We start from the raw sequence: 13,558 nt of genomic DNA, 5'->3' as shown, positions 1-13,558 counted from the left end.
ACCCGAAGGGGACACGTGGTCACCCTCCCGGAGTCTGAAGGTACACCGGCAGAGCGCACGGAGGGACCCGCCCGCTACACCGGTCTTGCCCTATCAACGTACGTCACGTTGCGCCATGTTCCCGGCCATTGCCGGAAGGGAGGGCCCGAAGCGCTATCGATATACGTGCGGCGCCAGGGTGCCGATGAACGGCAGGTTGCGGTAGCGCTCCGCGTAGTCGAGCCCATAACCGATGACGAACTCGCTGGGAATGTCGAAGCCCACGTATTTGACGTCGATCGGCACCTTCACCGCGTCGGGTTTCCGCAGCGCGGCGCAGATCTCCAGCGACGCCGGATTGCGCGACTTCAGGTTTTCCAGCAGCCAGTGCAGCGTCAGGCCGGAGTCGATGATGTCCTCGACGATCAGCACATGGCGGTTCAAGATGTCGGTGTCGAGGTCTTTCAGCACGCGTACGACGCCGGACGACTTGGTGCCCGCGCCGTACGACGACACCGCCATCCAGTCCATCTGCACCGGCACGTGCAACGCTCTGGCCAGGTCGGCCATCACCATGACCGCGCCCTTCAGCACGCCGACGAGCAGCACTTCCTTGCCCGCGTAATCCTCGTCTATCCGGGCCGCGAGTTCTTTGATCTTCGCCTGGAGCTCGTCCTCGGGAATGAGCACCTTTTCCAGGTCATTGCCCATGTCGGCAGCGTCCACCTGTGGTTCCTTACGGGATGGGACTGATGGCGAATATCAGGGTGCCATACCGCCGGACGGCGGACAGACCCCCGGGCAGATCCACGGCTTTCTGACCGTGCCAGTGCGTGACCAGCCGGTCCACCGCCAGCACGTGGGTCGCCGACAGGGCTCCGGACGGCGCTCCCGCCGCGATCGCCGCCCTCCGCACCATCCGCCGCCTCACGGCGCCGGGCAGCTTCTCCAACTCCGCCACCGGCAGCCTCACCGACCCGCCGATATCGCTTAGAGCGCAATTCTCGTACGCGGAATCGGCCCACTCGTCGAGCGCGTCCGCGTCCTCCCGCGCCATGGCCGCCGTCCGCGCGAGCGCCTCCGCCACCCCCGGCCCGAGTTCTGCCTCCAGCACCGGCAGCACCCGCCGGCGAACGCGCACCCGGGTGAAGCGCGGATCCTCGTTGTGCGGATCGTCCCAGGGCCGCAGAGCGAGCGCGCTACAAGCCGCCACCGTGGTCGCCCGAGGGATGTTCAGCAGCGGCCGCCGATAGATCCCCGTGACGGATGCCATCCCCGACAGGCTCCGAGTCCCGCTCCCCCGGGCCAGCCCCAGCAGAACCGTCTCAGCCTGATCGTCCCTGGTGTGCCCCAGCAACACCGCCGCCGCCCTCAACCTCTCCGCCGCCTCGGTCAGCGCGGCATACCGCGCCTCCCTGGCCGCCGCCTCAGGCCCCCCTTCGGTACCGACGGTGACGGTGAGCACCTCGGAAGGGTCAAGCCCCATTCCTGTCCCGATCCGCGCCACCGAGACGGCCCGCTCCCCCGACCCTTCCTGCAGCTGATGATCAACCGTCACCAGCCCGGCCCTGAGCCCGGCCCGAGGCGCCACGAACGCGGTCGCCGCCGCCAGCGCCAGCGAATCAGCCCCACCGCTACAGGCGACGAGAACGAGCGCCCCCTGCGGCAGCTCGGCCAACGCCTCCCGCACAGCCCTACGGACATCAGCAACAGCCGGATGTGGACCCACGCAGGCATTCTCCCGCCTCCCCCACCCCTACAGGCGCCAGGCCACCGCCGTACCGCCCCCCGCCGGCGCGGCGCCCGGAAGCTGTGGTGGTGCGGGCCGAGGTGGCGGGGTGAGGGGCGCTTGGGGCTCTTCGCTAGGCGGGGAGGGCCGGGGTGCCTATGACGCGGCTGATCCAGGACGTGGGGTCGGCTATCTCCGGGGTTGTGGGGAGGGTTTCCGGCGATGTCCAGATCTTGTTGAAGCCGTCCATGCCCACGCGGTCCACTACCGTGCGGACGAAGGCGGAGCCTTCCGCGTACTGCTTCATCTTGACTTCGATGCCCAGCAGGCGGCGGACCGTGCGGTCGAGGCGGGAGCCGCCCTCGCGGCGTTGCGCGAACTTGGCGCGGATGTCGGCCACCGAGGGCACCACGGACGGGCCCACCGCGTCCATGACGTAGTCGCCGTGGCCCTCGACCAGCGTCATGACGGCGGTCAGGCGGTCGAGGATCTCCTTCTGGCCGGGCGACTGGATGGCGTCGATGAGGTTGCCCTCGCCGCCGCGCACCACGTCGGCGACGGTGTCGGCGGCGTTGCGGAGGCGCTCGAGCAGGGTGGGCAGGTCGAGGTCGGACGCGAGCAGGAACTCGGTCATCTGGGAGCGCACGTATTCGCGCAGCCAGGGCACGCCGGTGAACTGCACACGGTGGGTCTCCTCGTGGAGGCACACCCACAGGCGGAAGTCGTGGGGGTTGACGCCCATCTCGCGCTCGGCGTGGACGATGTTGGGCGCGACGAGCGTGAGCCGCCCCGCGGGCTCCTGACCGGTCGGGTCGGGCGGCAGGAACAGCTCGTACTGCCCCAGCACGCGGGAGGCGAGGAAGGCCAGCACGGCCCCGACCTCGACGCCCGTGATGCGGGAGCCGACGGCGGTGACGATGGCCGGCGGCTGGTTGTCGGAGTTGCCCATGCGCTGCGTGAGCGGCTCGAGCACCACGCGGAAGCCCTCGACGTTGGCCTTGATCCAGCCGGGCCGGTCGACGATGGTCGCCGGCTGCGGCGCGGTCTCCGTGTGGATCTTGGTGAACTGCCGCACGTGCCCTTCGGCCTCGCGCGACAGGGTGCGGAGCTCGGCGACGGCCTGCCTGGCCTCCTCCCGGCTCACCTGTGGGCCGGGGCGCACGAGGCGCGTGCCGGTCGTGACGGCCAGATCCCAGTCGATCACCTGCATACCGTCCACGGTACGTGCTTCTGGTCCGGGCCGCGAAGGACCGTGCGGAGGAACGTGCCGAGGACCGTGCTGGGGACCGTGCTGGGGACCGTGCGGAGGAACGTGCTCAGGAACGTGCGACGATGGCCGCGAGCCGGTCGAGCACGGGTTCGGCGTTGACCGGCACCTGGTCGGCCATGAAGGCGTAGGTGACCAGCCGCCCGTCCTTGGTGGTGGCCAGCCCGGCGAGCGTGTTGATGTGGTTGAGCGTGCCGGTCTTGGCGCGGACGAGCCCGACCTGGTCCTTGCTGTCGCCGCCGGTGAAGCGCCGCCCGTTGCCGAGCGTGCCGGAGAAGCCGGCGATCGGCATGCCGGTGGCGACCGCGCGCAGCTCGGGGTGCTGCGGCGCGCCGGCCAGGGCGATGGCCTTGGCGAGGGCGTGGGGGCTGATGCGGTTGCGGATGGACAGGCCGCTGCCGTCGGAGAGCGAGACGTTCTGGGCCAGCCCGAGCCGCTGCAGCACGGCGTTCACGGCCTTGCCGCCGCCGCCGAACGACGGCTGCTGGCCCTCCTTGATGGCGACGTGCCGCATGAGGGCTTCTGCGAGGTCGTTGTCGCTGCGGGTGAGCGTGTGCTCGACGAGCGCGTAGAGCGGGGCGGAGTCGACGCGGCCGAGCTCGGCGGCGCCGGCGGGCGCCTTGGCGGGACGTACGGACTTGGCGACGGAGACGCCCTGCTCGGCGAGGAGCCTGGCGAAGGCGTCGGCGGCGTATTGGGGCGGGTTCTGGACCCGGGGGGCGCGGAAGCGGGGGTGCTGGCGGCCCTCGTCGATCATCAGCGCGTGGACGGGGGCGACCTCGCCGTCAGGGATGTAGTTGGGCTTCCAGCCGGGCGCCTTGGGGTTGCCGGTGAACAGGCTGTCGTCGTAGGAGAGGGTGACCTTGCGCACACCCTGTGCCTTGAGCGTGGCGGCGGTGCGCGCGGCCAGGGTGTTCAGGCTCGCCTGCTTCGGGTAGTCGGACGACCTGGCCTGGGGGCCGGCGAGCATGGGGTCGCCGCCTCCGACGAGGACGATCGTGCCGGGCTTCGTCCCCTGGACGACGCGGGTGGACAGCCGGGCGTCGGGGCCGAGCGCGGCCAGGGCCGCGGTGCACGTGATGATCTTCGTGGTGGAGGCGGGGGTGATGGCGGTGTCCGGGTTGGCCGCGAAGAGCTGCTCGCCTGTGACGGTGTCGAGGACGATCGCGCCCACCCGTCCGCCGAGCGCATCGTCACCCAGCGCGCTGGCCAACTGCTTCGTCAAAGTACCCTTAGTCGGGAGAGGTCCGTCTCCTGACTTCGCCGAAAGCTGGGCCAGCACAGGCCCCGCGGTGACCACGGGGACGGGGGGAGAGCCTTCCGCCGGGGACGCCGTCGGATCGGTCGGCGCAGACCCGCTCGTCAGCGCGCTCAGGTTGAAGTCGGTGGTCATCGCGTAAACGCCGATGACGATCGTCAGGATCTGGAGCACGGCGAGGGTGGTCAGCATCACCAACCGGTCGCGCCGCGCCACGTCGCCTGCCCTCTCTCCTGTGTTCGCCTACGAGACATTAACGCCCGCCCGGGGGTGCCCGGGGGCCTGAGCGGAGGAACCGCGGTGGAGTTCGACGTTGTCGTTGAGATTCCCAAGGGACAACGGAACAAGTACGAAGTCGATCACGAAACCGGCAAGATCAGGCTTGACCGGCTGCTGTTCACCTCCACGCAGTACCCCGCCGACTACGGCTTCATCGAGAACACCCTCGGTGAGGACGGCGACCCGCTCGACGCGCTGGTGCTGCTGCAGGAGCCGACGTTCCCCGGGTGCTACATCACGTGCCGTGCGGTGGGGATGTTCCGGATGACGGATGAGAAGGGCGGTGACGACAAGGTGCTGTGCGTGCCGTCCACCGACCCCCGCATGCATCACATCCAGGACATCCACCACGTCTCGGAGTTCGACCGCCTGGAGATCCAGCACTTCTTCGAGGTCTACAAGGACCTGGAGCCGGGCAAGTCGGTCGAGGGCGCCAACTGGGTGGGCCGCATCGAGGCCGAGGCCGAGATCGAGCGCTCGTTCCGCCGGGCCAAGGAGCACGGTCACCACTGACCTGCCGTCAGCGGGGCCTGGTGGCGCCCACCAGGTCCCCGCGCCAGATCGAGGCCACCCGTACGACGTCGCCGGTCTGCGGCGCGTGCACCATCTGGCCGCGTCCGACGTAGATGCCGACGTGGTGGATGGTCGAGGGGTTGCCGCTGACGTGCGCGAAGAACAGCAGGTCGCCGCGGCGCAGCTGGTCGAGCGGCACGTGCGGGCCCGAGGTCCACTGGGTGCCCGTCCAGTGGTCGAGCCGCACGCCGGCCTTCTCCCAGGCCCGCATGGTCAGCCCCGAGCAGTCATAGGTCTCCGGGCCGGCGGCGGCCCACACGTACGGCTTGCCGAGCTGGGTGAGCGCCCAGTTGGCGGCCACGTCTCCCATCCGCGAGCCACCCGCGACGAGCCCTGACAGGGCCGCCGCGCGCCGCCTGGCGAGGAGCTGGGCGCGGGTGCGGGCGGCGTTCACCCTGCGCTGCAGGGTCGTCTTCCTGGCCATCAGCTCCCGTGTCTCGCGCCGCTGGCGGGCGACCGCGGTCTGGGCGGCGAGCTTGGCCCGGCGGGCGCTCTCGGCCGCCGCGAGCCGCTCGGCGTGCGCCCGCCCCGCGTACGTCCGCAGGATCGCGGCCACTTCCTGGGCGTCGCGCAGGCGCCGCATGACCGCGCCCTGCTCCTCTTCCAGATAGCCCAGCACCATGGCCCGGTGCAGGAACCCGTCCGTGCCGCCGCGGTCGGCCAGCATCCCCATGTACGGCTTGACCGTCCCCAGGCCGCCGTAGTTCTCGGCGGCGAGCAGCGCGACGTCCTGCCTGGCCCGCTCGACCTCGGCGTCGGCGGCGGCGAGCCGGGCGGTGGCCTGCTGCTGCGCCTGCTCGGCCCTGCGCAGCCGGACGACCTCCCCGTTGTACGCCTCCACCAGCCGCTCCACCTCGGCCGCCAGCCGGTCGAGCCGCGACTGGGCGGTCACCAGGGCGGCGGTGGTGCGGCCGAGCTGGTGTGAGCGCTCGCGTACGGTCTGGCGGGCCCGCTTGACGTCGTGGCGGGACGGCCCCGGCTCGGCGAGCGCGGGCGGGCACGTGGCCACCAGCAGGCAGGCAACGAGGAGCCCGGCCCGGAATGCGCGCATAGGTCCCCCTGAAACCGTTGGTTACTCTATGCGCACGATTCCCCCCAGTTAACTCACGTAACGTGACCACACCGAGCCTCAATCGCCCCTTTCCGAAGCGCTGGCAGAACGCGGTTCAGCTGCGGTTCTCCGTTGGGGTCGCGGACGGCTCGTCCGAAGGGGTGGGAGTGGCCGGTTCCGACGGCGTGGTGGTGGGCGTGGGGGTCTGGGTGGGGCTTGGCGAGGGGGACGGGGTCGGGCATGGGCTGCGCGGACCGCAGGGCCGGGGCTTCGGCGGGTGGGGGTGCGGGTGCTTCGGGGGGTGCGGGTGCTTCGGGGGCGAAGTCCGGGTCGGCGGGGTCTGCGCCGGCGGGGCCTGCGTCGGGGGCTGCTCGGGCGGCTCTTCCGCCGGCGGCGTGAGCCGCGTCGGCGGCTCCTCCGGTGGCGCGGGCGGGGAGGGCGGCGGCGAGTCGGGCCGGGAGGGCGGCGTCTCCGGCTCGCCCGGCCGTGACGACGGCGGAGAGCCGCCGGTCGGCGTGGCCACCACGGGGACCACCGGCGGCGGCTGCCCGGGCGTCCCCGTGACGCCGAGTGGCTGCGTGGTCGTGCCGTCGAGGATGGGCAGCACGGACAACGGGACGTCCTCGGGGTCGGCCTGCCAGGGCAGGCGGATGCCGGGCGGTTCGCCCGTGGCCGGGAACGCGGCCGTCGCGACACCTGTCACTCCACCGTTCTCCCTTCCGATGTGCTGGAAGATGACCGCTATCGCCACCACGGTCGCGACCGCCGCCAGCGCGCCCGCCACCGCCTGAGGCCACTTCCTGCCGTGGTGCGCGCCGGGAACGGGAAACCCGGCGGCGCCGAGCGCGGCCGTGCGGCGGGCGACGTAGCGGCGGTAGGGCAGCAGCTCGGGGTCGGCGAAGCAGCTCATCACGCGCACCCGCAGCGTCTCGGGCAGCGCGGGCTCGGGCAGCAGCTCGTAGACCTTGGCGACGGAGACCTCGCGGCTGCGGTGGGGCGCGCAGACCTCGCACCCCGGCAGGTGCCTGACCAGGTGCTCGCGCATCTCCGTGGTCAGCGCGCCGGAGAAGCCGGACAGGATGCGGGCCCTGCGCGGGCAGTCGTAGGGGCCCTTCCTGGCCAGCACCTCGGCGGTGATGGCGTCGCGCAGGCTTTCGCGGGCCTGCTCGTACAGCAGCTCGACCTGGCGTACGGGCTGCGCGAGCACCTGCGCCAGCTCGGCGGCGGGCAGCCGGTGGCGGTGGACGAGCTCGAGCACCTCGCGCTCGGCCGTGGGCAGGCTCTGGACGGCGTTCCAGGCCATGACGCGCAGGTCGGCGTCGGCGGGGTCGTCGAGGTCAGGCGCCTCGGCCAGGCCCTCGTCGGCGCCCGGCGGCTCGGCGGCCCTGCGGCGCAGGCACTCGGCTCTGGCCAGCGCGTAGAGCCAGGTGCCGAGCCTGTCGGGGTCGGCCAGGGCGCCGGCGTGCGCCTCGGCGGCGATCAGCGTGTCGCGCAGCGCCACCTGGGCGCTCTCGGCGCTGAGGAGAAGGGACCAGCAGTAGCGGTAGACGCTCTCCGCGTACGCGTCGTAGAGCGTGGCGAGTGCCCCTGGATCGCGGGCGCGGAGTGCTTCCACCAGGACGCGGTCAGTCATGTGACCGAAGGTAATGGATCGGTAACTAGTAGTTCCACCACTTCCGGGCTTATGGCCGGTTCTTGTCTGGGAGCGGGCGGATTCCCGTACGGAAATATCGCGCCGCACAGCATTACCGCCCGAAATTTGCGGAAATCACTGTTTGTGTTCAGAGAGGACAGCAGTGCTCCTGTCCACCGCGAACGGCTCACTCGTCGGCTTGACCGTGTGCATCGGCACCGCGCCGGCCAGCGCCAGCTCCTCGTAAGGACGCCCGGTCGACCCCCAGGTCCTGGCGGTGATCTCGGTCTTGGCGACCTTGGCGTTCTTCGGCAGGCCGAGCACCGACAGCACGAACCTGGGCGCGCTGCCCGCCTTCACGTCGTCCACGAACGTGTCGCCACCGCCGAGAAGTTTTCCGGATTTATCACGCAACATCGCCGTCACGACCAGGCTGCTCACCGGCATTTGATAGGGATTATCGACATATCCGGTAATGAGGTAAGAGCCGTCTTTCTGGGGCAGGGTCTGCACCCGGCTGATCGGGAACGGCTGGAACGACGACACGATCCGCGCCGCCTGCCGCCACCGCGCGGGCCGGTATTGGATCGTCACCTTCGCCGGCTTCACCGAGGCCGGAGCCTGCCCGGTGAAGGCCAGCGAGCCGCCCGGCGGCACCGCGTCGAGCGGCTGGTCCAGCTTCAGCACCTCGGCGCCCTTGGCGTCATGGCCGACGATGGTGGCGACCACGTGCTCGCCGAAGTGCCACGGGTTGGCGTTGGTCAGCACGCCCGCCCAGTTGACGGCGTACCCGTCGGCGGACTTGACGATGTTGGAGACCTGCTCCTTCATCGCGAGCGGCTTGAGCTGGGGCTGGACGGGACGTTCCTCGCTCGCGCACCCGGCGAGGCAGATCGCCCCGAGTGCGAGGAGGCTGACGGTTCGGCTACGCGGGATCACTTTGCCGTGATAACCCGAACATGGCACGACCGGCAGCGGACACGCGCCAGCCGTACCAACTCTTTAACGCGGGTCTCTCACCGGGGACGCACCACGCGCGACTCGTCCCAGACCGGCTCGGGCGACTCGTAGACCGTGCCGTCGGCGCCGAAGACGAGGTAGCGGTCGAAGTCGGCGGCGAACCACCGGTCGTGCGTGACCGCCAGCACCGTGCCGTCGAACGCCTCCAGGCCCGCCTGCAGCGCCTCCGCGCTGGCCAGATCGAGGTTGTCGGTCGGCTCGTCGAGCAGCAGCAGCGTGGCGCCCGACAGCTCGAGCAGCAGGATCTGCAGCCGGGCCTGCTGGCCGCCGGAGAGCGTCTCGAAGCGCTGCTCGGCGACGCGGCCGGCCAGCTCGTAGCGGGCCAGCGCCTTCATCGCCTCGTTCTTGAGCCTGGCGTGCTCGGTCATGACGATCTCGACCGGGGTGCGGCCACGCAGGTCGGGACGCGCGTGGGTCTGCGCGAAGTGGCCGGGCACCACGCGGGCCCCCAGCCTCGCCACGCCCTCGTGGGCGACCTGCTCGCCGGCCAGCAGGCGCAGGAAGTGGGACTTGCCCGAGCCGTTGGAGCCGAGCACGGCGACCCGCTCGGCGTACCAGACCTCCAGGTCGAACGGGCGCATGAGGCCGGTGAGCTCGAGCTGCTCGCAGATCACCGCCCGCTTGCCGGTGCGGCCGCCGCGCAGCCGCATGGAGATGTGCTGCTCGCTCGGCGCCACCTCGGGCGGCCCCGCCTCCTCGAACTTGCGCAGCCTGGTCTGGGCGGCGTGGTAGGCGGCCGCCATGCCGTCGTTGTAGCGCGCCTTGTTCTTCAGCATGTTGACCAGGGCCTTGATCTTGGCGTGCTCTTCGTCCCAGCGCCTGCGCAGCTCGTCGAGGCGCTCGTTGCGGGCCCTGCGCGCCTCCGCGTACGTGGCGAAGCCGCCGCCGTGGATCCAGATGTTGCCCGACTCGACGGTGACGATGCGGTCGGCCGCGTTCGCGAGGAGCTGGCGGTCGTGGCTGACCAGCAGGACGGTCTTGGGCGTCTCCTTGAGCTGCCGCTCCAGCCACTCCTTGCCGGGCACGTCGAGGTAGTTGTCGGGCTCGTCGAGCAGCAGGGTCTGGTCGGGGCCGCGCAGCAGCGCCTCCAGGACCAGGCGCTTCTGCTCGCCGCCCGACAATGTGGCGACGTCGCGGTATTGCACCCGGTCGAACGGGACGCCGAGCGCGGCGACCGTACAGGTGTCCCAGAGCACCTCGATCTCGTAGCCGCCGGCGTCGGTGTAGTCGCTGATGGCCTGGGCGTAGCGAAGTTGCGTCTTCTCGTCGTCGCGCTCCATCATGGCCAGCTCGGCCTCGTCGAGCCGCTTCGCCGCCTGCCGCACGGCCGGGGGCGCGACGCCGAGCAGCAGGTCACGCACGGTGCTGCTGTCGCGCACGCTGCCGATGAACTGCCGCATCACGCCGAGCCCGCCGGAGCTCGCCACGCTGCCCTCGACGGGCTGGATGTCGCCGGCGATGAGGCGCATGAGCGTGGTCTTGCCCGCGCCGTTGGGCCCGACGAGCGCCGCCTTGACGCCCTCGCCGACGCGGAAGGAGACGTCGTTGAGCAGCGGCCGCCCGTCAGGCAGCACGTACGTCAAATGTCCTACTTCCACGTGGCCCATCCCGGCAGGGTAACGGGCGCCCCGCCACCCGGTCATCCGGATTTCGCCGCCCTCACGAGGGGCCTGGACACCAAGTGATCTAATGACTAGAACTGTAGGGAACTCCCCTCCCCCTAGGAACGGTCATGACGCGATTCCGCACCGCCCTCGCCCCCCTCGCCATCGCGTTGCTCGGCTTCACCGCCGTCCCTCAACCCGCCGCAGCGGCACAAGAAACGTCCACCTGCGCCCCCACGGTCCGGAGCGCCACCCCCGACACCCGGCTGACCAGCCTGTTCACCAACCACGGCAACGACAACAACCGCCTGGACGACTGGACGGGCGCCGACGGCACGTACTCGCTCAAGCTGCCCGGCGGCAAGGAGCTGTGGGTCTTCTCCGACACGTTCCTCGGCCGGGTCAACGAGGACGGCTCCAGGCCCCCGGTGGTCGAGGAGGGCGGCTCGACGGTCTTCCTCAACAACACCTTCGCCGTCGAGCGCAACGGCCGGCTGGCCACGATCCACGGCGGCACCGAGGCGAAGCCCAAGGCCGTGATGCCCCCGCGCGACGAGAACCACTGGTACTGGGCCGGCGACGCCACGCTGGCCGGCGGCCTGGTGGAGGTCACCTACCAGGAGTACGAGCGCTTCGGCGAAGGCGCGTGGGACTGGCGCTGGCACCGCAACGTGGTCGCCCGGTTCGCGCCGGGCCGCCTTGAGCGCCCGATCAGCGTGCACGACCTGCCGAGCGGCCACGGGGTGGCCTGGGCGTCGGGCATCCTCAGGGACGGCGGCCACACCTACGTCTACGGGGTCGAGGACCTCGGCTCGCCGAAGTACATGCACATCGCCAGGGTCAAGGGCGACAGCCTGCTGGGCCGCTGGGAGTACCGCACGGCCGACGGCGGCTGGTCGGCGGACCCGGCCGACTCGGCGCGGGTGATGGACGGGGTGGCGAACGAGTACAGCGTCAGCAAGGTCGGATCCGGATATGTCCTGATTACGCATGACACGACCGTGGCGCTCAACCCGAACATCGTCGCCTACTCCGCCTGCTCACCCGCCGGCCCCTTCACCGCCAAGCAGCACGTCTACACGACCCCCGAGACCGGCGGGAACATCTTCACCTACAACGCCCACGCGCACCCGGAGATCGACGGGCCCGGCCTCGTGGTGTCGTACAACGTGAACAGCTTCGTCAACACCGACCACTACGACGACGTCTCCATCTACCGTCCGCGCTTCCTGGACGTGACGTTCCAATGAGGCGCAACTGGGCGGCCCGCCTGCGGCAGGGCACGATCGAGGGGCTGGCCGCGGTCACCCTGGACAACGAGCGGCTGCGCGTGACCGTGCTGCCGGGCAAGGGCGGTGACGTCGTCGAGTTCCTGCACAAGCCGACCGACACCGACCTCGTCTGGCTCACGCCGCGCGGCCTGCGCGACCCGCGCGAGCACCTCCAGGGCGCGCCCGACGACGTCGCCCCCTTCATCGACCACTACGAGGGCGGCTGGCAGGACGTCTTCCCCAACGGCGGAGCGCCCAGCGCATACCGCGGCGCGCGGCTGGCGCAGCACGGCGAGGTGGCGGGGCTGCCGTGGGAGTGCGCGGTCGTGGCCGACTCCCCCGAGGAGGTCGCGGTACGGCTCAGCGTGCGGACGCGGCGGCTGCCGTACCGGATGGAGAAGGTGCTGCGGCTGCGCTCCGGCACGGCCGCGCTGGAGATCGAGGCGCGCGCCACCAACGAGTCGGGGCTCCCGCTGCACGCCATGTGGGGCCAGCACATCGTGTACGGCCTGCCGTTCCTGCGGCCGGGCGGCCGGATCAGGCTGCCCGACGGCGTCACCGTGATCCCGCACGAGACCCCGATCGCGCCCGGCGGGCGCCGGGTCAAGGCGGGCGGCCCGTGGCGGTGGCCGGTGGTGCCCGCCGACGGGGGCGGCGAGGTGGACCTGAGCGTGGTGCCCGAGCGCGGCGAGCCGAGCGACATCGTCTACCTCACCGGTTTCGACGAAGGCTGGTACGAGATCACCGGCGCGGTCGGCTTCCGGGTGGAGTGGGACGCCACGCTCCTGCCCTACCTGTGGATGTGGCAGGAGCTGGGCGCCACCACGGGGTACCCCTGGTGGGGTCAGGCGTACACGGTCGGCCTTGAGCCGTTCGCCGGCATGCCGACCGACGGCCTGGCCGCGGCCGTGGACAACGGGACGGCCATGGAGCTGGGCCCGTACGAGACGAAGGTGTTGAAGATGCGCGCTGAGGTGGTGGCATGACCGAGTTCGACGGCAAGGTGGCGCTGGTCACGGGCGGTTCGATGGGCATCGGGCGGGCGGTGGTCGAGCGGCTCGCGGCCGGCGGCGCGTCGGTGGTGTTCTGCGGCGTCGACAAGGACGCCGAGCAGGACGGCGAGCGCGTCACCGGCCGGGTCGCCGACGTGCGCCGCGCCGACGACCTGCGCGGCCTGGTGGACCTCGCGGTCTCCCGGTACGGCGGCCTGGACATCGTGGTGACCAGCGCGGGCGTGCAGCGCTACGGCACGGTCGAGGACACCCCCGAGGAGGTCTGGGACGAGGTGCTCGACATCAACCTCAAGGGCGTCTACCTGACCTGCAAGGCCGCGATGCCGCAGCTGCGCGCCCGTGGCGGCGGCTCGATCGTGGTGGTGTCGTCGGTGCAGGCGTTCGCCTCGCAGGCGCAGGTGGCGGCGTACACGGCGAGCAAGGCCGCGCTGAACGGGCTGGTCAAGGCCATGGCGCTGGACCACGCCAAGGACGGCGTCCGGGTGAACGCGGTCTGCCCAGGCTCGGTCGACACGCCGATGCTGCGCTGGGCGGCCGACCTGTGGCGGGGCGAGCTGTCGCAGGAGGAGCAGGTCGCGCAGTGGGGCAGGACCCATCCGCTGGGCCGCGTGGGCCGCCCTGAGGAGGTGGCGGAGGTGGTGGCGTTCCTGGCCGGGCCGCGCTCGTCGTTCGTCACCGGAGCCGAGCACCGCGTGGACGGCGGGCTGCTCGCGCAGAACCCCGCGGCGCTTCCCGAGGAGCTTCCCGAATAGGTCGAGCGCAGACCACGGGTTCCTCCACGAGGGCCAACACTTCTGCCAACGCGGCGAAAGCGCAGGGCAGGGCCCTGATAGCAGTGAGTGCGGCGGGCCGGGCCCGCGACCCGTTCCAGGGGCGCGGCG

12 protein-coding genes are annotated in these 13,558 nt (G+C 71.2%); 4 read left to right on the top strand and 8 right to left on the bottom strand.

From position 1 onward, the window contains the following. Positions 1-153: 153 nt before the first annotated feature. The 4 genes from hpt to dacB all read right to left on the bottom strand — a co-directional run bounded on the left by hpt (position 154) and on the right by dacB (position 4,449). Positions 154-705 (bottom strand): hypoxanthine phosphoribosyltransferase, encoded by a 552-nt coding sequence (gene hpt, locus AB0K12_RS15775; protein ID WP_364367661.1) that lies wholly within the window; start codon positions 703-705, stop codon positions 154-156. A gap of 10 nt (positions 706-715) precedes the next feature. Further along, on the bottom strand, positions 716-1,708 hold the full coding sequence (gene tilS / locus AB0K12_RS15770; protein WP_364560676.1) for a tRNA lysidine(34) synthetase TilS: 993 nt from the start codon (positions 1,706-1,708) through the stop codon (positions 716-718). 133 nt (positions 1,709-1,841) lie between these two features. Beyond that, a complete protein-coding gene (locus AB0K12_RS15765) occupies positions 1,842-2,918 on the bottom strand; it encodes a zinc-dependent metalloprotease (protein ID WP_364367667.1) in 1,077 nt (358 codons plus the stop codon). A gap of 106 nt (positions 2,919-3,024) precedes the next feature. Beyond that, positions 3,025-4,449 carry a D-alanyl-D-alanine carboxypeptidase/D-alanyl-D-alanine-endopeptidase gene (gene dacB, locus AB0K12_RS15760; RefSeq protein WP_364560672.1) on the bottom strand — a complete coding sequence of 475 codons (1,425 nt, stop codon included), beginning with the start codon at positions 4,447-4,449 and terminating at the stop codon, positions 3,025-3,027. An 84-nt stretch (positions 4,450-4,533) separates the two neighbouring features. Here dacB and AB0K12_RS15755 point away from each other — a divergent pair, with 84 nt between their 5' ends. Further along, a complete protein-coding gene (locus tag AB0K12_RS15755; RefSeq protein WP_355412661.1) occupies positions 4,534-5,025 on the top strand; it encodes an inorganic diphosphatase in 492 nt (163 codons plus the stop codon). 7 nt (positions 5,026-5,032) lie between these two features. Here AB0K12_RS15755 and AB0K12_RS15750 read toward each other — a convergent pair whose 3' ends face one another. The 4 genes from AB0K12_RS15750 to AB0K12_RS15735 form a co-directional block, all read right to left on the bottom strand. Continuing rightward, positions 5,033-6,136 carry a C40 family peptidase gene (locus AB0K12_RS15750; RefSeq protein ID WP_364560668.1) on the bottom strand — a complete coding sequence of 368 codons (1,104 nt, stop codon included), beginning with the start codon at positions 6,134-6,136 and terminating at the stop codon, positions 5,033-5,035. A gap of 115 nt (positions 6,137-6,251) precedes the next feature. Beyond that, the gene (locus AB0K12_RS15745; protein ID WP_364560665.1) at positions 6,252-7,769 is read right to left on the bottom strand and encodes a sigma-70 family RNA polymerase sigma factor; all 1,518 of its coding nucleotides are present in this window, start codon (positions 7,767-7,769) and stop codon (positions 6,252-6,254) included. Positions 7,770-7,904: 135 nt separating this feature from the next. Then, positions 7,905-8,708: a hypothetical protein gene (locus AB0K12_RS15740; RefSeq protein WP_364560663.1), complete on the bottom strand. Its 804-nt coding sequence runs from the start codon at positions 8,706-8,708 to the stop codon at positions 7,905-7,907. Positions 8,709-8,785: 77 nt separating this feature from the next. Next, on the bottom strand, positions 8,786-10,396 hold the full coding sequence (locus AB0K12_RS15735; protein WP_364560660.1) for an ATP-binding cassette domain-containing protein: 1,611 nt from the start codon (positions 10,394-10,396) through the stop codon (positions 8,786-8,788). A 125-nt stretch (positions 10,397-10,521) separates the two neighbouring features. Here AB0K12_RS15735 and AB0K12_RS15730 point away from each other — a divergent pair, with 125 nt between their 5' ends. Genes AB0K12_RS15730 through AB0K12_RS15720 form a run of 3 tightly spaced genes read left to right on the top strand, consistent with a single transcriptional unit; the run spans position 10,522 to position 13,429 of the window. Beyond that, entirely contained in the window at positions 10,522-11,643 is a 1,122-nt protein-coding gene (locus AB0K12_RS15730) for a DUF4185 domain-containing protein (RefSeq protein ID WP_364560657.1), read from the top strand. Continuing rightward, the gene (locus AB0K12_RS15725; RefSeq protein WP_364560655.1) at positions 11,640-12,650 is read left to right on the top strand and encodes a DUF4432 family protein; all 1,011 of its coding nucleotides are present in this window, start codon (positions 11,640-11,642) and stop codon (positions 12,648-12,650) included. The genes AB0K12_RS15730 and AB0K12_RS15725 overlap by 4 nt, the downstream gene beginning before the upstream one ends. Then, the gene (locus AB0K12_RS15720) at positions 12,647-13,429 is read left to right on the top strand and encodes an SDR family oxidoreductase (RefSeq protein WP_364560652.1); all 783 of its coding nucleotides are present in this window, start codon (positions 12,647-12,649) and stop codon (positions 13,427-13,429) included. Before AB0K12_RS15725 ends, AB0K12_RS15720 begins: the two co-directional genes overlap by 4 nt. Positions 13,430-13,558 lie beyond the last annotated feature (129 nt).

It is taken from the genome of Nonomuraea sp. NPDC049419 (assembly GCF_040676995.1).
Taxonomy (GTDB): Bacteria; Actinomycetota; Actinomycetes; order Streptosporangiales; family Streptosporangiaceae; genus Nonomuraea; species Nonomuraea salmonea.
Note: the sequence above shows the minus strand (reverse complement) of the source record. Positions and strands in the feature narration are given on the sequence as shown.

What these genes read in the sequence shown, in the direction of transcription:
- AB0K12_RS15750 (WP_364560668.1), bottom strand. Translation starts at nt 6,136, where the DNA reads ATGCGCGCATTCCGGGCCGGGCTCCTCGTTGCCTGCCTGCTGGTGGCC.
- AB0K12_RS15765 (WP_364367667.1), bottom strand. Translation starts at nt 2,918, where the DNA reads ATGCAGGTGATCGACTGGGATCTGGCCGTCACGACCGGCACGCGCCTC.
- AB0K12_RS15735 (WP_364560660.1), bottom strand. Translation starts at nt 10,396, where the DNA reads ATGGGCCACGTGGAAGTAGGACATTTGACGTACGTGCTGCCTGACGGG.
- AB0K12_RS15745 (WP_364560665.1), bottom strand. Translation starts at nt 7,769, where the DNA reads ATGACTGACCGCGTCCTGGTGGAAGCACTCCGCGCCCGCGATCCAGGG.
- AB0K12_RS15730 (WP_364560657.1), top strand. Translation starts at nt 10,522, where the DNA reads ATGACGCGATTCCGCACCGCCCTCGCCCCCCTCGCCATCGCGTTGCTC.
- AB0K12_RS15725 (WP_364560655.1), top strand. Translation starts at nt 11,640, where the DNA reads ATGAGGCGCAACTGGGCGGCCCGCCTGCGGCAGGGCACGATCGAGGGG.
- AB0K12_RS15720 (WP_364560652.1), top strand. Translation starts at nt 12,647, where the DNA reads ATGACCGAGTTCGACGGCAAGGTGGCGCTGGTCACGGGCGGTTCGATG.